This is a genomic window from Ruminococcus sp. AM31-15AC, from assembly GCF_003462045.1.
Lineage (GTDB): Bacteria > Bacillota > Clostridia > Oscillospirales > Ruminococcaceae > Hominimerdicola > Hominimerdicola aceti.
The window spans coordinates 1-18685 of the sequence record NZ_QTYG01000010.1 but is presented as its reverse complement, the minus strand read 5'-3'; the positions used below and the strand labels follow the sequence as shown (position 1 = coordinate 18685).

Annotated in this window: 16 protein-coding genes and 1 pseudogene; 3 read left to right on the top strand and 14 right to left on the bottom strand. The window is 39.1% G+C overall.

Going from position 1 to position 18685, the window contains the following annotated elements:
* Positions 1-258: 258 nt before the first annotated feature.
* Positions 259-1539, top strand: coding sequence for an IS30 family transposase (locus tag DW793_RS04400; protein ID WP_118157171.1), 1281 nt, complete (start codon positions 259-261; stop codon positions 1537-1539).
* 223 nt (positions 1540-1762) lie between these two features.
* Here DW793_RS04400 and DW793_RS14555 read toward each other — a convergent pair whose 3' ends face one another.
* The 5 genes from DW793_RS14555 to DW793_RS04385 are packed head-to-tail and all read right to left on the bottom strand — an operon-like array spanning position 1763 to position 3071.
* Positions 1763-1930, bottom strand: a complete 168-nt coding sequence (locus DW793_RS14555; RefSeq protein WP_181988285.1) for a hypothetical protein — start codon at positions 1928-1930, stop codon at positions 1763-1765.
* Positions 1931-1955: 25 nt separating this feature from the next.
* A complete protein-coding gene (locus DW793_RS04395; RefSeq protein WP_118157170.1) occupies positions 1956-2354 on the bottom strand; it encodes a hypothetical protein in 399 nt (132 codons plus the stop codon).
* Complete coding sequence (locus DW793_RS04390; RefSeq protein WP_118157169.1) at positions 2341-2445, bottom strand: DUF3789 domain-containing protein; 105 nt, start codon at positions 2443-2445, stop codon at positions 2341-2343. The genes DW793_RS04395 and DW793_RS04390 overlap by 14 nt, the downstream gene beginning before the upstream one ends.
* Before the next feature lie 15 nt (positions 2446-2460).
* Positions 2461-2637: a hypothetical protein gene (locus DW793_RS14550; RefSeq protein WP_181988284.1), complete on the bottom strand. Its 177-nt coding sequence runs from the start codon at positions 2635-2637 to the stop codon at positions 2461-2463.
* 59 nt (positions 2638-2696) lie between these two features.
* The gene (locus DW793_RS04385; protein WP_181988283.1) at positions 2697-3071 is read right to left on the bottom strand and encodes a CHC2 zinc finger domain-containing protein; all 375 of its coding nucleotides are present in this window, start codon (positions 3069-3071) and stop codon (positions 2697-2699) included.
* Positions 3072-3600: 529 nt separating this feature from the next.
* Here DW793_RS04385 and mobC point away from each other — a divergent pair.
* Both mobC and DW793_RS04375 read left to right on the top strand, forming a co-directional pair.
* A complete protein-coding gene (mobC, locus tag DW793_RS04380) occupies positions 3601-3939 on the top strand; it encodes a plasmid mobilization protein (RefSeq protein ID WP_118157167.1) in 339 nt (112 codons plus the stop codon).
* Positions 3888-5315, top strand: coding sequence for a relaxase/mobilization nuclease domain-containing protein (locus DW793_RS04375; protein ID WP_118157166.1), 1428 nt, complete (start codon positions 3888-3890; stop codon positions 5313-5315). Before mobC ends, DW793_RS04375 begins: the two co-directional genes overlap by 52 nt.
* A 247-nt stretch (positions 5316-5562) precedes the next feature.
* On the opposite strand, the gene DW793_RS04370 is transcribed toward DW793_RS04375, so the two are convergent.
* The 9 genes and pseudogenes from DW793_RS04370 to DW793_RS04330 form a co-directional block, all read right to left on the bottom strand.
* A complete protein-coding gene (locus DW793_RS04370; protein WP_118157165.1) occupies positions 5563-6258 on the bottom strand; it encodes a pentapeptide repeat-containing protein in 696 nt (231 codons plus the stop codon).
* Positions 6259-6276: 18 nt separating this feature from the next.
* Complete coding sequence (locus DW793_RS04365) at positions 6277-6849, bottom strand: hypothetical protein (protein ID WP_147342154.1); 573 nt, start codon at positions 6847-6849, stop codon at positions 6277-6279.
* A gap of 16 nt (positions 6850-6865) precedes the next feature.
* Entirely contained in the window at positions 6866-7060 is a 195-nt protein-coding gene (locus tag DW793_RS04360) for a hypothetical protein (protein ID WP_118157163.1), read from the bottom strand.
* Between the two features lie 44 nt (positions 7061-7104).
* Positions 7105-9024 carry a UvrD-helicase domain-containing protein gene (locus tag DW793_RS04355; RefSeq protein WP_118157162.1) on the bottom strand — a complete coding sequence of 640 codons (1920 nt, stop codon included), beginning with the start codon at positions 9022-9024 and terminating at the stop codon, positions 7105-7107.
* 24 nt (positions 9025-9048) lie between these two features.
* Positions 9049-11049, bottom strand: coding sequence for an AAA family ATPase (locus DW793_RS04350; protein ID WP_118157161.1), 2001 nt, complete (start codon positions 11047-11049; stop codon positions 9049-9051).
* 133 nt (positions 11050-11182) lie between these two features.
* Positions 11183-11416 (bottom strand): hypothetical protein, encoded by a 234-nt coding sequence (locus DW793_RS04345; protein ID WP_118157160.1) that lies wholly within the window; start codon positions 11414-11416, stop codon positions 11183-11185.
* Positions 11417-11432: 16 nt separating this feature from the next.
* A complete protein-coding gene (locus DW793_RS04340) occupies positions 11433-15353 on the bottom strand; it encodes a YodL domain-containing protein (protein WP_181988282.1) in 3921 nt (1306 codons plus the stop codon).
* Between the two features lie 14 nt (positions 15354-15367).
* Entirely contained in the window at positions 15368-18454 is a 3087-nt protein-coding gene (locus DW793_RS04335; RefSeq protein ID WP_252969663.1) for an SNF2-related protein, read from the bottom strand.
* Between the two features lie 18 nt (positions 18455-18472).
* A pseudogene (locus tag DW793_RS04330) lies at positions 18473-18685 on the bottom strand (IS3 family transposase); the annotation flags it as partial.

Sequence of the window (18685 nt, the reverse complement as noted above, 5' to 3'; positions counted from 1 at the left end):
TTAATTAATAGAGGATAGAAGGTCAAATGCAAAAGTAAGTGCAACAAGCAGCCCAAAAAGTTGCAGTAACATTTGCAAAAGTGCCTAAAAATGAACAAGTTCAGTTGCAGTAAGTTATGCAAAAGACAGCAGGATGTGTACTAAGCAGCATAAAGAAAATTCCGAGCCGGTGGCGAGTGAAATTTCTTTATGCTGCGGCGAATTTCCCGTGTATAATTAAAACAGCCGACAGGCTAAATCTATACAGGAGAAAATACCATGAATAACTACACACATCTTACTCTGACAGACCGATGCACTATTGAGCGCTGTCTGTCCAACGGATACAGCTTTAAAGAAGTTGCCGGACTTATCGGACGGCACACTTCTACCGTATCACGTGAAATCCAAAATCACCGCACATTTATCAAGAGCGGTCAACACCCTTGTGCAAACTTTTCGTTTTGCCGTAAAAATTCTGTTTGCGGCAACGACAGCTGCACATACTACTGCAAATCATGTAAATCTGTTGATTGCAGTACAATGTGTACCGATTTTACACTCAATATCTGTCCTCGTCTGAACAAAGCACCATACACCTGCATAAATTGTTCACGGCAGAATAAATGCAGATTTGAACATGCATATTATCATGCACAGAATGCTCACGCTCTGTATCTTTCAGAGTTATCTGAATCAAGGAAAGGCGTTCATACAGATGATGAACAGCTGGCTAAAATTGATAGGCTAGTATCACCGCTTATTAAAAAAGGACAGTCTGTCAATCATATTTTTGTAACTCATTCAGATGAACTGATGATCTGCAAAAGAACAATGTATAATTACATTGACAACTGCCTTATCGAAGCTAAAAACATCGACTTGCCACGCAAGGTGAGGTACAAACCCAGAAAGAAAAAGAACAAGAATACAGTCAATTATCAATATCGTGTCGGACGTACATACGAAGATTTTAAAGCATATATGTCTGATAATCCTGAGCTTGGTTATGTAGAAATGGATACCGTAAAAGGCAAGCGGGAAAAGGGTAAATGTCTGCTGACAATGATTTTTACCAAGTACGATTTTATGCTTATCTTTCTATTGGACAACTGCTCGCAGGCATGTGTTGAAGAAGTGTTTGATTTCCTTTGGAATGCTTTGGGCGGCACGATTTTTCACAGACTTTTCCCGGTGATACTTACAGATAACGGCGGTGAATTTAAAAATCCATATGCTCTTGAAAATTCGGAGTATGGCATTATGCGTACTAAAATTTTCTATTGCGATCCTATGGCATCATACCAGAAACCTCATATTGAACGTAACCATGAGTATATACGTCAGGTCATTCCAAAGGAAAAGTCGTTTGACAGCTTTACACAGAACGACATTACCAAGCTTACCAATCATATCAACAGCTTTATCAGGGAGAGCCTTAATATGAATTGTCCATATGATATGGCGAAGGATTTTTTAGGACCGAAAACCATTCGTCTTTTGGATCTGAGGAAAATCAAGCCGGATGATGTTACTCTTCGTCCGTCGCTGCTCAGATAACTGAAAAATCATTATTTCAATATTATCAAATCAGGGGTCGCACTTACTTTTGCACAACTTTGGGCTGACCTCAGCTTTGCTATACCCTTTTTGGCGTTTTTGTGCGTTTTTTTGATGGGTTCGTTACTTTTTTCTGCTGATTTTACCTGTTTTTATGGTTTATGTTTGCGTTTTGATCTCAGGGGTTGCACTTACTTTTGCATTTGACCATAGAGGATAGAATTCAGGCTGTTTTTTGAGCCTCTTTCTCCTTTTTACGAAGATATTCTTCCCAAAAACGCTTACCACGTTCCGTTTTATAAAAGGCAGCTATCTCTGTCATCAAAACAGAAGCCAGTGATTCTATTTCTTCCTGAGAAAGATTTTCTTTATACTCTGTCTGGTGCGTCATAATCGTCACCTCCAAATCCTTTTCGTCACACCCAGCCAAGCATTTCTTTGGCAATCCATATCAGGAAGATATTTTTATGAAAGGTTATGTATCTGTATCGGGTCTTACCTATCCTCTTTTCTAAACGGTATCTCACTTCCCCTGACTTATGTTTGGTTGATTTTATAAACCTACCCTTTGCAAGCATTCTGAGAACTCTCTGCATATTTACCTTGCATTCCTTTTCGGCAAATGAAACCATATCATTTGCGGCAATAACCACACTCGGAATAAAATAAACATATTTATCGTCATAATACCCAGCAAGGATTTTATGACGAATAACATCATCTTTCTTACTGATGTGCAGAAGATAATATCCATCGCTTCTCATAATATAACTAATGGTATTCATAAAGCTGCAAACCTCTTTATTCATCTTCATACTTGCCACCTCTCTTTTCTGCAACAAGCAATGCCATCGTCAGTATTCCGACAGTACCGCCGAAAACAGCACCTAATATAAAATGTATCATAAAGGTATTCCTCCATTAAATTGCTTTGCGTTTTACGGTTCGTCCATCTGCGGCGAGTTTGTCAAGACGTTCCCGTATATCCGAAATGCTTTTTCTATCCTCGTTAAAAAGCTCACGCTTTTCTTTATCAGTACCAAACCTGAGATAATCTGAAAGGTATTCTATGTAACCCTGCTTTTTCAGGCTCTCCACGAAAAGCGGGTGCAGACTTTCAGAAGGATTTTTAGGAGCGTATATTTTTCTCCATTCAATCAGCTATTAAGGTATTCATCTACAATGGCAGTTGCATTTTTAAGCCACGCCTTGTACTCATTTTCTGCCTGCATTACCTTGTTCACAGGAACGGCGATTTCCCCGTCGAAAAGGTGCAGACCAAAATCATAGCTGATTTTCTTTGCGGCTTCAATCTGTGTAAGCCCAAAGAGCTTTGCGGTAAAACCTGTGCAATCTCCAGTTTCCCCACAACCGAAGCAATAAAAATGATCGTCATAGATTTTCAGGCTTGGTGTACCGTCCTCGTGAAAAGGACAGCAAGCCATACCCGAACGGTTCATCTGCAATCCATAGAACTTTGCAACGTCCTGCATTGATACCCTGTCCCTTATTTCACCAAAGACATTATTCAATAACACAACCCCTTTCTTTTTCTCTGAATCTGAAAGGGGTAATATTTTGGCGAGGTACAGAACAATTCGGCAAGTGATTGTCTGCGGAATTATCCCTTTCATATATTCCGGTCACTCAGACCCCTGTTTTATAACCCTAATCTACAATTTCCGCTATTTGCACAACAAAAACATATATTCAGCTTACTCTGATTGTAGCTTTATACAAAGTTGCAGGAACAGGTTATATTTTAACGGTGTAACTGACCTTAACTATTAGAGGGGATAAATCTTTTCGCTACTCGCCACAGCAAAATGAATTTATAGGTGCCGCCCATACGGGCAAAATCCTCTGAAAATGAGGAATACGTATTTTTTTGTTTTTAGTATGCATAGCAAGCACAGAAAGAATACGTATTCTTTCACAAATCGCCGCATTTTCGAGGATTACCCCTCAAAAATGCACATTCAGGGAACCCTTACCCTGAATGTGGCTCTCTCATATTTTTAGGCTCTGCCTAAGACCGAAAACAATAGTGGAGGTGTATTTTTGAGAAAAACAAAACAGATTAAACGCAAAGAAGTAATATACAGCATTGAAGAATGGGAAGAAATAAAAAGACTTGCCGAAACCGCTTCACTCAAAACAGGTACATATATAAAGCGAATATCCCTCAACGGAAAAATCAACGTCATTGACCTGAATGAAGTCACTCCCGTTATGAACGCTTTGCGTATTATCGGCAACAATATCAATCAGATTGCTAAAAAAGCAAATGAAATCAATAGCATTTATGCAAGTGATATTGAAAATTTAAAGGAGAACTACGAAGATATATGCCATACGTTAAATCTATTCCTATCCACTCTACCGTCAACCGCAGCATAGCCTACATATTAAATCTCGAAAAGACGGAAGATATGATTTATACCACCGCCCTGAACTGTATGGCAAATGCTAAAGACGCATATAATGATATGAAAATGGTATACGAATATTTTTCGGGCAAAAAATATAACGCCCCTCCGCCGATAGACGGCAAAGGCAGCGTTAAGGCTATTCATTATATCCAGTCTTTTGACCCAAACGAAAATATCACTCCCGAACAGGCTCACCGAATTGCAAAGGCTTTTGCAAGAAAGACTTTCGGAGATGATTGTCAGATAGTAATTGCCACACATCTTGACAAAGGACATCTGCACAACCACTTTATTCTGAACAGCTACTCCGTATCGGGAAAGAAATTTTATGATAATCAGACCACCTTGAAAAGGGTGCGAGAATATTCTGACAGAGTATGCCTTGCCTTTGACATTCAGTCGATAAAGGAAAATAGAGGGCAAAGCAAAAATATTGCTTACAACGAATGGGAACATAAAAAGCGTGGCACATCGTGGAAACAGAAAATCCGTCTTGATATTGACAGGCTTATAGGTTCTGCAAAAAACATTGATGAACTGTTGTGTGAACTTGAACTTATGGGATACTCAATAAAACAAGGAAAATACATTTCCATAAAAGCAGAGGGACAACAGCGATTTGTCAGAACCAAAACGCTCGGAGAAGATTACACAGCAGAAAGTCTTATTTCCCGTATTCGTTGGCGTGACGTAGGGGCAGGTATTACCCTGAACGGAGAACCTGCTCCGATTCGTTCGGATTATATCAGAACTATTGATGAAGTGACGCAGCTTGCCGCTATGGGCAAAAAGGTTCAAAGGAAACGTGACCTCAATGCGCCACACTCCCCTGATAATGATATGGATATTTACAAGCTGTCCGCCCAGCTTACGATTATAAACCGTGACAATATCTATTCTATTGGGGAGTTGGAGGGCAAGATTGAAAATCTGAAAGCGGAATATGAAAAGGCAAGGAAAGAGCTGAACCAGCTAACAGCCAAACAGGACAGTATGGACAGCCTCATTGAACAGGCTGAACGCTACTTTGAGCTTGCGGACAAGCCGCAGCTTACTCTGTCAGAAAAGTTGAAACTGAACATTTGCAGGCAGGCTGTAAACGGCAGCAATATTCAGAGCCGTACTGACCTTGAACGCATAAAATCTATCAAGCAAGAAACGGACAAAAAAATTGCAGCTCTCAAATATAGCTTTGAGAACTGCAAACAGCTTTATGAGGTGTATGCCGATATTGCCAGCACCTATTATCAGATTTCTAATGGGGATTATATTTCCAAGCTCGTTGAGGAAGAAAAACGTAGGCTGGAACGGGAGCAGGATAAGAAAAAGAGGAAATCATTATAAACAAAGAAAGGTATCATTGTTGAATTCTCAATGATACCTTTTTGTACTATTAACATACCCCGAGTAATCGGGACGGAATGGAACTATTCAAAAATTTTTCAAACACAAAACCAGCAAAAGCAAGAATCGTAAGAATGTTATTTATCATAGGCATCCCTCCCTGAATACTAGCCACTATCACTTGTTCCCATTTGTTCTATGGCGTTTCAAAGGTTATCCTTATCCGGAGCGGAACAATAGTATTTTATCATATTTTCAAATATGTGTCAAGGTGTTTTTTGTATGCTCCAACAGTAATAAAGCCTCTCTTATTATATCTATTTCGCAAAGCATATAAACCTCTTGCCACATCATCATAGCTTTGATATTGCTCTGCTAATAAGTAGAGATACCAATTATTAACCTTGTTTTTATCTACATTTAATATATGATATTTATAATATTGAGAATATTGCGATAATGCCATAGCATTTTCTAACAACCGCTGATGAGTGATTTGCGGATATTTGTTTATAATCACATATCCGCTGGACGGAAGATTTTTTGTCGCATCAATACTCATACAAATAAATGCAACATTATCAAAAGTCGCTCCACTAAAATCAACCGATTTCATTTTACAATTAAAAAAAGTTACATTTTTTAATCGAGAATTTTTAAATGTAGAACCTTTAAGGTTGCAATGTGCAAAGTCAACATCTGTAAAAGAAGTTTGCTTAAAGTTGCAGTCTGTTATAATGCAATTTTGGAATTTATCATTTGTAAAAGTAGCATCTTTATAAATAAGATGGTGAAGATTACTTTGATAATTATATCTGTTAGACCACCCATTATATTTTACAGGAGAATTTGATAAAACAAACCTCACCAATTTGCCTGCTTTAATTTTTGCCTTACGTTTTGCCTTTTCTTTTGCTTTCCTCTTTCTTTTTGCACGTCCCATATATTTACCTTTCTTTAATTACAATAGAGTTTTCGTGATTTCTTCTTGGCATTTCGCTTCAATATCAATTAATATCTCACTTATGTATTTAAAGGAAACAGCATAATCTTCAATAGTTCGTTTTAAAACAATACAAGGGTGCGATTTTAAATTCATATCAAAATCACTTGCAACTGAAACATTCGGAGAATTTCTATGCGTCATTTTATTTCGCATACCATTTACAAATGAATGATTTCCTTTCCACATACCATCACATTCCGTATCGTCAGATTCTTCAATGTATGCGTGTATTATCCTTGCCTTATCCTCAAAACCTTTGCAAAAACGCTCTTGAGGATTAAAAATCTTTTTATAATATACTTTGTCCGCTGAAATATCAATATCAAAATATAGACGATATAATTGAGCAAGCATATCCCAAGAGCTTGATGTCCTGAACATAGCATTTTCAAGATAATAAAAAGCAAGCATTTCTTCTTCAGATATTTCATTACTTATTATGTTAAAATTATTTTGCAAAGCATCCGAATATGAATATTCAATAGCTTTTTTAAAAGAATAATGTATCTTATGATTTATGTCTATCAAAGTATCATATATCGTCTTATACTGCAATTATCAAAGTATCATATATCGTCTTATACTGCAATGATTTAGCAATGGGAAAATCTTCACCTTTAGCCGAAAAAACTCCAAATATAAATTTATTATCACCACAAAACAATGTAAATCTATTTCTATCATACTTAACTGCGGACAATGTTTCCAACAAATATTTGATTTCAGTTTCAGCTGACATAACAATTCTCCTTAAATTAATCAGATTAATATTTATTTCCGTTGCTAACTTACTGAAATAATTTCAAAACCAGCATCAATAAGTAACTGTTTATGTTCTTCATCAATCGGTGATGTCTGAGGGTTAGGAATTCCAAGAACAAGTAAATGCTTTGCACGAGAAAATGCTACATACGCTAATCTATTGCTTTCCCTTGCAATTCCACTATCATCTACAAACCAGCTATGCCAATGCGAACCATTATTCTGTGAGTTTTCGCCGCTACTACTTTTATGATATGTCGACATAAATAATACGGCATCTAAACTCATTCCCTTACAGCTATGAATAGTTTCAATGGCACAATTAAATTCAGCTTGTCTTCCAGAGCCGATATCAATTTGCACTTTTTTCTTTGTACAATTATTTCTGAGTTTTCCTAGTTTCAATGTACCTTGATTCCATTTACTTGCACAATCGGACGTCAAGGCTTTTTGTAAAGCTTTCTTCCAATTTTCCCAAGTAAGGTCAAAATTATTAAGTTCCGTACTAGATACAAGTGCATTTTTTATATCATTTATACATCTACGCCATTCTGAACTTTCCATCTCGACCGGTTTATATAAATATGTAATATTTTGATGTTCCGATTCAGAGAAAAAGGATCTTTGAATTGCTCTCGCTAAACTTTGAGTGCTACGCTGAAAATCTTCAACTGAACACCCATTATAATGCCAATATAAGGCTTTTGCAAATTCTTCAATGGTATTAATGGACTTGATTACATCTTTTGAGCCATACATTTTATTCCTTAAATTATTATTGCGAACTATTATGCGACTGTTATTTTTATTCAATCCATATACATCAACTAAATACTCAAATTTTGAAACGACTTTTGATTCTTCGCCTTTTTTATAAAGAATTGCGATTAACGGTCTATCTAATTTTTGGGATTGCGTTGAAGTAATCTTGTCTTTTTTATTCAATACAAACATTGATGATTCAACAATTGGACTACAACTTCTATGATTTTGGGATAAACGCATTTCATCCATTGATAACTCACTTACAAAAGCATTTGTGTCAGAAGGATCAATATTCCTAAATCCATAAATAGATTGGTCTAAATCTCCGATAATATGAATATTGCAACCATGAGAGTTAAGACATTTTAGAATTTGCAATTCAACAAATGACAAATCTTGACACTCATCTATAAATATCACAGGAAACCTTTTGGCAATATATGTTGCTATATTCTCTTCTTTAATTAATAGATTTAGAGAAAGATATTCCACATCTTCATATAGTGCAAATCCTGCTTTCCAAAATTTTGATTTTAATGCACTTAATTCTTCCTCTCTCCATTTATCCTGAGATAGTAGCCCATCCAAAACACTTTGTCCATTAGACTCAAAACCGCAATACATATATTTTTTGCTTTTCAAATCAAAATAGATTTCATTTGCTTTGATATTACCTAGAGAGTGATATTTATATTTTGTTTCAAAAGAAAAGAGAAAATCACTTGTACATTTTGAGTCAATTAATTTAATGCTGTTATCGAATGTTTCTTTATTTTTATATCCTGTAACCAAACTTAAAAATGGATTGGCAACATATCCATGCAACCAACTTGTAAATGTACCTATAAAATGGGGATAATCTATTTGGTGCCCAAGATACTCTACAGTCCGGCTTCTAATTTCATCTTCTGCTGAATTAGTAAAAGTTAATATAGCAATCCCAGAATTAGGTTCATCCCATTTTTTTATTTCGATTGCACCCTTTAAACCTATTACCTCTGTTTTGCCACTTCCGGGACAGGCGTTTAAATACACATTAGACTTAATATCCGAGTAAATATAATCAATTTGTTCTTCTGAAAGACAATCAAATATACATTTATTTGTTTCTTTGCTCTTGTTTGCAAGTACCCCATTACATATTCCCGTTGTTTGGGGAATATCACAAAACCACAAATTTGCTCTAACAAAGCTTTTCTTCTAGCCATTATTTTCCTCCAACCCCAAGACAAAATCAATAGCTTTACATATATAATCAGGCACAATAAAACTATCATCTATTTTATCACATAATAATTGTGCAAACAGACCTTTGCCTAGATAAGAGCTATCAATTTGCTTTAAGATAAACAATGCCATTTCAGCGTCATTTATTGAAAATTCATCTTCACGCTTTTCTTTGTCAATCTCATCAATATATTTCTGTGCTTTATCCGCAATATCTCCATTGGTCGTTATTAAATCAAGAATTATTTCAAGCATTATTCTTGCATTGCTGTGACTCTCGATTGCTAAATCATATTCAAACGTTTTTAAATTTGAATATACACGGCAATTATCGGTCATATTTTCAAGTTGTTCCTTTAGATAAATTTGCGGATTTCCACTCGGTAAACAGTTATCCTTAGTAGGTGTAGCTGGTTCCTTTTTTACTACTTCTTCCCCATTATCAGGATTGATAAATTTTTCTTGATTATCAACAGGGTCATTATCAGTTATTACCGCACACTTTACTTTAATATATTTTACCTTTCTAAATTCGCCTTCGGCAAATGAATTCTTTTTCTTAAATTCATCCACACGTTCCTTATACGCTGTCTTGGTTTCTCTTTCTTCTTGTTCAGGAATGGATATTCTATATCCACTATACATTTTAATAAAATGTTGAAAATAAATTCCATTCAAATTTATTACAGAAACGCCCGCATCTTCTAATGAAGTCACTCCTAATGACCCTTTGCTTTTTAAATAGATTTCTGCAAGTTTTGGTACAAGTATTGCTTCAGCAATTCCCTCAACAAAAATATTACCTTTTGAAAAAAGCAGCATTGATTTAGTTGCATCAAGCCATCTATTTATAAAATTCTCGCTGTCATTCTCTAATTCGCATTTTGAAATTGGAGTTATTGATATTCCATCTTTACAACGATTAAAGCATATAATTTGATTTATAGGTGTTGCTGCTGCCAAAATTGCAGAATGTGTTGTAATTATAACTTGTATATCGTGTTCCGCTGCCTGCTTACTTAAATATTTAAGCAATTTTATCTGCAACTGTGGGTGTAAATGTGCCTCTAATTCTTCAACAAGTAATATTCTAGGCGATGAATATTTTTCCTTCAACCCCTCAAATTCAGCTAAGATAGTAGCTATGTATATCAAATTATTGTATCCTAAACTGTTTTCACAAAGACTGAAAAAAGCAGTATCTTCTTTTACATCAAGTTCATTTGAAAACAATAGCTGAAGCGACTCAACAATGCGTTCATATGACAGCTCATTAAACCTTATGCTGGTACTTTGAGCAAAAACAGAACCCGCTGACTCTTTTAAACTATCATTAATCAATTTATTGGCACGCTCTATATCTGTTTTCTGTTCTATTGTATGATTAAAAGCAGCAACTTCTGTTTCTAATTCCATTTTTTCTTTGTTTTTACGCTTTTCTTTTAACTCATCCGCTGATAAATTAGTTAATAATCTAGAAAGTCTAGAACCACGACCGGCTCTCAAGTATCTCTCAGCATCACGCAATGCCGGTAAATACACGCACTGAATATCATTTAAAGGTTCCCAATCAAATGCGCTATTACTTGAACAACCGCCCCATCTTTTCTGTTTATAATTTCCTCTAACATTAGTGCTATGTAAATATTCAACATTAAGTCTGGCATCAAAATTGTGATTAAGCCACGTTAAATATTCCACTTTCTGTTCATCTGTTAACTCTGAAAAAACACCAATAATGAAAAGTCGGCAAGGCGACGTATTTTCAGCACATCCCGAAGAATTAAAATCTTCTGCAGTTATCCCTTTATGAGAAAATTCCGACTCATTTAAAAGCATACGAATAGCATCAATAACTGTACTCTTTCCACAACCATTTTCTCCGACAAGAAGATTTAACCCTTTGTGCAGATTAATAGTAACAGGTTTTTTAAATAACCGCATATTTTCAATTCTCAATTTAGATAAATGCACAACTATCACCTCATATATATAATAGCGTAATGTTATATATTTCGTAATTTTATTATATTATTATACCACATTATCCCTCATATTTCAACAAAAGTATAGCGGTATCGCCAAAAAACGATACCGCCATAACTATTTATGCAATTTCATCATCTAATACCCCAACCGCCGACATCTCGTAAGCATAATCAATCTTCTCTTTCTCCAGCTTATCAGAGAGCCGTACAACCTGTGCGAACAGTTCTGAACGAATAGGGAGTATCATCTTCATTTCTCCAAGCACTGAGAGAGCCTGAGTCTTATCCTTGCAGCCGAGGGACTGTAACATACATCTTTCCTCGACTGTAAGTACGCTGTTCATCATAATCATATTATCAATCCTCCAATCATAATTTCGGTTTCTTCTGCGGCTTCGGCTTTTCGATTTCGGGAGCTTCTTCCGCAGGAGCATTTTTCTCTGTGAATTTTTCTTCATAAGCATTTGCCATATTATCAAGGTTTTCGCCGCCCTTTACCATATCACAGGCTTCTCGGATAATTTCGGGCGGTATATTCAGCTTCAAAGCCTTATCTGAAACGGCTTCAAGTTCTACGGTATTATCGTATATACCCTGCAAGGTCTGTGGGAACGTATCAAGAAAACGGCTCTGCTGAATTTCAAGCGGTATAAAGTCTTTCAGCGGCTTAAATCCCACGCTGTCAACATAATACGCCGTATCGTCAAGCACTACCACATCGGAAACGCTTAACGAGTGTCCCTTAAAATCTTCGGGACGCTCCTGATTGAAAACATAGAACGCTGACTCCAGCTTTTCGCCCGTGCTTTTGCCGCTTAACATTGAAACATCAGCTTCATACATCTTGTCATAAGTCTTGAAATCAGGCTTCAAACCTGCCTTTAACAGCCTTTCGTAAGGCTCAAACCTTACATCACGGGTTTCATCAACTCGACGTATCTGATAGATTTCAAAGGTCTTGACGGGTGCTTCAATCTTCGGAGGATTGATGAGATTTGCAAGCCTGCTGTTGCATTTCTCATAATCCCCCTTTGCCATAACCTTTCCCACCGCATAGGTATCATCACCTTTTTTCACATACTCCTGCAAGATATGAGTATCGGGCGATTTCTTATCAGGATTAGCAGTAATGCGATATGTTACAGCAGGAAGCTCCTTTGTCTGACTTCTGTAAATCTCCGCTGATTTCTCATCAAGGGTCTGCGGATGAACAAATTCACACTTAACTGTACTCTTCTTGCTTTTATAAATATCAAGCAGAGCCTTTTTAGCTTCCTCAATAGTAGCAATACCCGACCTTGCAACTGTTACAAGTCCGTCTGCACTTATTGTTGCTACCGCAAATTTACGGTCAGCGGTCTGACGGACAGCGTAATACTCAACAGGCTTCGGCTTTATCCCTGCTTCCTGTTTTCTCTGCTCCAGCTTGTCCTTTGCCGCCTTGTATGCTTCGCTGTTTTCCTTTGAATAGGTCTTTTCGGTCAAAATGTCATAGTCCTTTTTGGAAACGTCCATCTGCCCTGTTCTGCCATCTGTATCCACATAGGAAATGTTCATTTGAGTAACCTTTGCATAAAAGTCCTTTGGACTTAGTTCTGAAAATTTCTGCTCACGGTCATAAGCGGCATTGTCAAGCCAGCCTATACCGTCAACAAAGTATTCGTTCACTGACGAATCGTAGTATTTTGTTTCAGGAATACCACGATGATCGTCACGAAGCTCTACACGTTCAACAGGCAACAGGAACTTATCCTTGCAAACGTCAGGCAACTCAGGCTGACTGACGGACTTTTCAAGTACCTTTATCTGCACCTGTGCTTCTGTAATGAAGCCATCCAGCACAGCAGGGTGCGTATGGAATACGGGAGGATACCTGTTTTCGGGAATATCAAAGCTCTTTGCCCATTCCTTGTTCTTTTCAGAAATCCGTCCGTCATAATCGTGACGAGAAATATATTCCGCAAGGGTTCTGCTTACCTTTTCCGCACCGTGTTCCTCAATAACCGTTGCAGCCGCCTGTTTCAAGTTATATCGGTACAACTCATAATTGCTATCTGAAATTGCCTTGTCAATATCAGCCGCTATGTTCACAGGCTTTTGGGGTGCAGGCTTTGGAACAGGAGCTTTGTCTGCAAGCGGCTCGGCGGTCTGTTCCTTGCTCTTTGAATAGCTTTCCTTGACCTTTGCAACAGCCGCCTCATATTTCGCCTTATCAGCCTTGTTAATGGTTATTGTGGTAACAGTGCCTTTTTTAAGACCGCTGAATTTTACACCATCCTCGTCAAGCTGTTTTGCAATGTTCAGAGCGTGACGGGTTTTGAGTTTTGTAATATATTCAAGCTGACCCTTTTCGCCTAACTCATCATACGGGGTATTACCGATGACGTTGGGATTTTTGCTGACAGGCTCAGCCTTTGGCTTTTTATCATTAACTTTCTGCTCTTTCGGTTCAGCAGCCTGCTCCTTACTCTTGGAATAGCTTGCTTTGACCTTTGCAACAGCCGCTTCGTACTTTTCCTTATCAGCCTTGTTTATGGTTATTGTAGTAACATTGCCCTTTTTAAGTCCGCTGAATTTTACCCCGTCCTCGTCAAGCTGTTTTGCAATGTTCAGAGCGTGACGGGTTTTAAGGTCTTTGAAATATTCAAGCTGACCCTTTTCACCAAGCTCCTTGTATGGTGTATTACCGATAACATTCGGATTTTTGCTTGCGGGTTCGGCTGTTCTGTCAACATTACCACGCTGGGACTTTTCAAATTCAAGCTGTGCTGTGTACTGAAATTCAGACAGATACAGCTTTGCAGTTTCGGGAGCGTTTTCAATATCTTCTCGGCTTTCAGCACGAACACCGTCAACATATACATCCAAATCCTTATCCCACATTTCAAGGGCAATTTCCTTTGAAACAGGTATCAGCTCGCTGTTCTGCTCACGGGAAACATCACGGCTCGGCTCTTTTTCGATACCGAAATATCCCTCAAAATTTTCAATTTCGGAGCGTGACTCTGCCATTCCCTCCGTATTATCGGGATAAAGAAGATATACCGCTTCACCTCTGTCATAGGCTTCAAGAGCAGCTTCCTTTGTGTCAATGGGCGTCATATATGTAAAATCATAGCCGTAGCTGTCACGCTGTCTTTGAATTTCTTCCATATCCGTTACAAGCTGTACCGTATCGGATATATTTTCGTGATTGCCTGCAAAATCAAGAATTTTGTCGGTATCTTCCTTTGAGAAATTCACACCTCTGTCGGCACAATCTTCAATAAGAAACTCCGCTTTCTGAATATTGTTCAGCTCTGTATCAGCCAGCTTTTCGTCCATTGTGAGATTGCGTTTCTGCAATTTCAGCAGTTCCGATTCGATTTCGGAAGAAATCTTCTTCGCCGCTTCCTGTATTTCCTGTAACGCACTTTTAAGCTGTTCAAGCTGTTTTCCGTCACTCCAAGAAGCTATGTACGGGAAAGAATATTCCGAGGTATCAATGCCGAACCTTTCCGCTACCATAAAGGCAACGGATTCAGCCTGAACCTCTTTTTCGTTTCGGGGAGATTTGTTCGTTACAATATCCTTTGCAGGGTCGTGCAAGAGATTATGTGCGGCTTCGTGAAAGGCGGTTTTCAAGGTCTGTGCGTCGCTCATACCGCTTTTGATTACAATTTCATTGTTAGTGGCGCTGTAATATCCCTTTGCACCGCCTTTGATGTCCTTAAACTCAATGTCAATGCCAGTAACCTTTTTGAGAGCCGCAAAAACAGCTTCTTTTCTTGCACTGTCTATATCCCCTGTCAGTTCAGTAACAGGGTCGGGAAGCTCCTTGCCACTTGTCTGCGAAACATCGAAAACATAGACTTTCTTGAACGCAAGTCCTGTCATCGGCTTTTCAACCGTTTCCATTTTCTCTGTTCCGTCAGGGTTGTATAACTGATTGCCGAACTCGTCAACGGCGGGACGTTCCGTTTCAAGCACCTGATTTGTCTTGTATGCCACAGGTGCAAGGATTTCAATGCCTGTCTGACCTCGTTCAACTTGTCTGCCAAGCTGTTTCCACTTCCCGTATGCCGCTACAAGAGTAGCGTCGGGACGCTGTAAGTTTATAAGGAGCGTATTTCTTGCGGAATAGTCGGTGAACTTTGAAGCGAATTTCAGATATTCCTTGTACTTTTCGGACTGAAATACCGCTTTGACACCCTCGTCGATACGTTCTATCATTTCGTCCATTTCCGCCTGTTTCTGTGCGTTATAGGCGGCTCTTTCTTCGGGGGTGTATTCTTTTCTTGTGTATGCCATAGTTTTACCTCCAATCATCGTTTCATCTTGTTATACACAGGCTTCGGAATATTGTTCTGAGGAACAGGCGGAGTCTGCGGTTTAGGATTTATCTTGTCCGCCGTATATGCGGAAACAGGCATAGCAACCACAACACTTGCGGCTTGCACAGGCTCATTCTCTGTCGGAATATCCGATACAGGCATAGGCTCATCATCATTTTTGTCTGTACTGAGCTGTGCATTTACATATTCAAGCCGCTTTAATTTTTCTGCCAGTTCCTCTGCACGTCCGAAAGGCTTTGCAACATTCGCTTTTGCTTCTTCAAGGTCGCTTTTCGCCTTATCAAGATTAGCGGAAAGCTGCTGAATTTTCTGATTTATCTGAATACCTGCAAGGTTTTCGATACGGCGGACATTACCTACATTGTTTCCGAGGGAAACCTCGGAGGTGTATTTCAGATTGCCCTGCAATACCGCAATACAAGGAGTTCCACTGTTGAAGAAATTGCTGTTAGCAGGATTTTTCTCAATGGAAACGTCAAAGCCGAAATACTTGCCCAGCTTTACCGTTTCTCCCGTAGTTGAGCATTTTATGATTGCTTTTTCAATCTGCTCGCCTACATCGGCTCTTTCATCAAAAATCTTTCCGCCGATTTCCATTTTAAATTCGGCATTGTCAGGGTGCTGTTCCTGAAACGCCTTTAAATCTCCGCTTGCCTTCTGGAGCAAATCCGCATAATTGTCAATGGTCTGCGGCAGCTTACGTTCCGCAAGCTCCTGCATTGAAAACACCATTTTCTTATGCTCCGCTTCAAGGTTTTTCAGATTTGCAACATCATTGTCAAGCTGAATTTTCTCCTTAATCATAGGGTTTCCCGAAGCGATTGCCTGCATTTGCGAATATGTAAGCACCATTTCGTCCACGTCCTCGGAAACACGCACAGGGTCTTTTGATGTCATAATCTGATTGATGAACTTTGCCTTGTTAGTTATAATGCCCATCATATATGCGTCAAAGGTTTCCTCTGTCAGATAGTGATAAATACCTACCTCGTCAAAGCTGTTGCCCTGTCTTATACCTCGTCCGTCCTGCTGTGTAAGGTCGGCAGGCTTCCACGGAATATCCAAATGGTGAATAGCACAAATCTTGTCCTGAACGTTAGCACCTGTTCCCAGCTTTGAGGTCGAAGCGATGATAAAACGCTTTTCACCCTTTCGGAGCTGTTCAAACATTTCGGCTCTCGCTTTATCCGTCTGTGCGTCACCTGCAAAGCAGATTTCCTCTTTCGGAATACCACGCTTCACAAGGTCAGCCTTGATTGCTTCATATACCGAGAAATGTTCCGAATCCTCGTTGATTGCAATGTCGCAGAATACAATCTGTACGCCTTTCTGCTCCATAGTGTCACGGTAGTTCTGTTCAAGGTTATCAAGCAGCTTCATAACCTTACTGTCGGGAGTAGGCTCTGCTTCCTTGAAAATACAGCGTGAATCAAGTCCCAAAAGCCTTGCTTCGTGCGTTATTTTCAGCATATTGTCAACTGACGGGTCAATATTGCCGTTGTGGATAGCTTCGGAACGTGCCGCAAGCTCTTTCATATATGCCTTTTGTCTGTCATCGGGTTTCGCAGTAACAACAATCGGCTCTCCTGTTTTCAGCTTCGGCACAGGGAGTTTAATCATATCAGGCGTCTGAATATCTGCAAATTCCTTATACATCTGCATAAGCTCAGGAATATTCACAAACTTGCTGAAACGGTTCTTCATCTGAAAGCCGTTGCCCGCAGGCTTGATTTCAAGCTGTGACACCACCTCACCGAATGTACTCGCCCAATCGTCAAAGGTCTGGAGTCCTGCGTTTTTAAGCAAATCGGGGCGGAGGTATCTCTGCATAACGTAAAACTCTACCATTGAATTGCTGACGGGAGTTCCTGTTGCAAAGAGGATATTGTTACAGCCGTACTTGTCATTGAGATACTGCGTTTTCATAAGCATATCCTCTGACTTCTGTGCGGCTGTTGTCTGCACACCTGCAACGTTTGACATTTTTGTTGTTACAAAGCAGTTCTTGTAGTTGTGAGCCTCATCGCAGACAAGGTAATCAAATCCCAGCTTTTCAAAGCAAAGGGAGTTATCCTTTTTGGAGGACAACAGCTTTTCCAAGCGTTCCTCAATCTGCCTTTTCTGACGTTCAAGAGCCTTTACGGAAACTCTGTCGGTATCATCGACTTCCTCAAGAGCATCCATAATTTCGTTCAGCTCACGCTCCATAAACTGCTTGCGGGACTGGTCTGACATCGGTATTCTTTCAAACTGTGTGAAAGACATAATTACTGCGTCATAATCTCCTGTCACGCAACGGGCGATAAATTTCTGTCGGTTGTCCTTTGTAAAATCTTCGGGACGGGCAACCAACAGTTTTGCGTTTGGATACAATCTCATCCACTCGCTTGCCATCTGCAAGGTAAGGTGCTTCGGAACTACAACACAGCCTTTGTTGATAAGTCCCAGCCTTTTCTTTTCCATTGTTGTTGCAATCATCTCAAAACTCTTGCCTGCACCTACACAGTGAGCAAGAAGCGTATTGCCGCCCAACTTTCCACGCAGTACAGCGTTCTCCTGATGTGGTCGCAGTTTAATTGCAGGGTTCATACCGGGAAATGTCTGGTGTGAACCGTCATACTCTCTGCCACGAATTGCATTGAAAAGCTCATTGTACCTTTCAACATACTTTTCACGGCGGTCAATATCTTCCCATACCCAGCTTTTAAAGGCTTCCTTCATCTGTCTTGCCTTTTCTTTTGCAAGCTGTGTTTCCTTTGCATTGACCTCATAATATACCTTTCCGTCAACCTCTTTTCTGTCACGGATAACCACATCACGCTGATTGAGCAGATTTTCAAAGATATGATAACTGCTCATACGGCTTGTGCCGTAGGTCTGATTTGCGGCAATAGAGTGGTCTTGATACTTACCCTCAATCTTGTATTCGCCCATTTTTGTACGGGTTACGGGATGTCCGAACATACTTGTATCAGCCTTTGCGTACTCTTTCAGAAATCTGTTGTAATCCTCAACATCAATCCAGTTCGCACTGGTTTTGTCAATATCACTTGACACATTTTATTCGAACAAGAATTATGCAACGAGAAAGATATGATCATAGTAGAGCTTTCTTCGGGCTGCCGGAGGCAGACCACCGTTGGCGGTGCAGATTCTTCTGTTGGCCCAGTAACTCATAAAATATCTCCAGATCATGGTCTTCAACTCTTTCATAGTGTAGTTCTCCGGCTTGTCCTCACGGCTGTAGAACAGCTCTTCTTTCATTCTTGCCCACATACTTTCACAGCG

What these genes read in the sequence shown, in the direction of transcription:
- DW793_RS04340 (WP_181988282.1), bottom strand. Translation starts at nt 15,353, where the DNA reads ATGGCATACACAAGAAAAGAATACACCCCCGAAGAAAGAGCCGCCTAT.
- DW793_RS04370 (WP_118157165.1), bottom strand. Translation starts at nt 6,258, where the DNA reads ATGGGACGTGCAAAAAGAAAGAGGAAAGCAAAAGAAAAGGCAAAACGT.
- DW793_RS04345 (WP_118157160.1), bottom strand. Translation starts at nt 11,416, where the DNA reads ATGATTATGATGAACAGCGTACTTACAGTCGAGGAAAGATGTATGTTA.
- DW793_RS04360 (WP_118157163.1), bottom strand. Translation starts at nt 7,060, where the DNA reads ATGTCAGCTGAAACTGAAATCAAATATTTGTTGGAAACATTGTCCGCA.
- DW793_RS04390 (WP_118157169.1), bottom strand. Translation starts at nt 2,445, where the DNA reads ATGATACATTTTATATTAGGTGCTGTTTTCGGCGGTACTGTCGGAATA.
- DW793_RS04400 (WP_118157171.1), top strand. Translation starts at nt 259, where the DNA reads ATGAATAACTACACACATCTTACTCTGACAGACCGATGCACTATTGAG.
- DW793_RS04375 (WP_118157166.1), top strand. Translation starts at nt 3,888, where the DNA reads ATGCCATACGTTAAATCTATTCCTATCCACTCTACCGTCAACCGCAGC.
- DW793_RS14555 (WP_181988285.1), bottom strand. Translation starts at nt 1,930, where the DNA reads ATGACGCACCAGACAGAGTATAAAGAAAATCTTTCTCAGGAAGAAATA.
- DW793_RS04395 (WP_118157170.1), bottom strand. Translation starts at nt 2,354, where the DNA reads ATGAAGATGAATAAAGAGGTTTGCAGCTTTATGAATACCATTAGTTAT.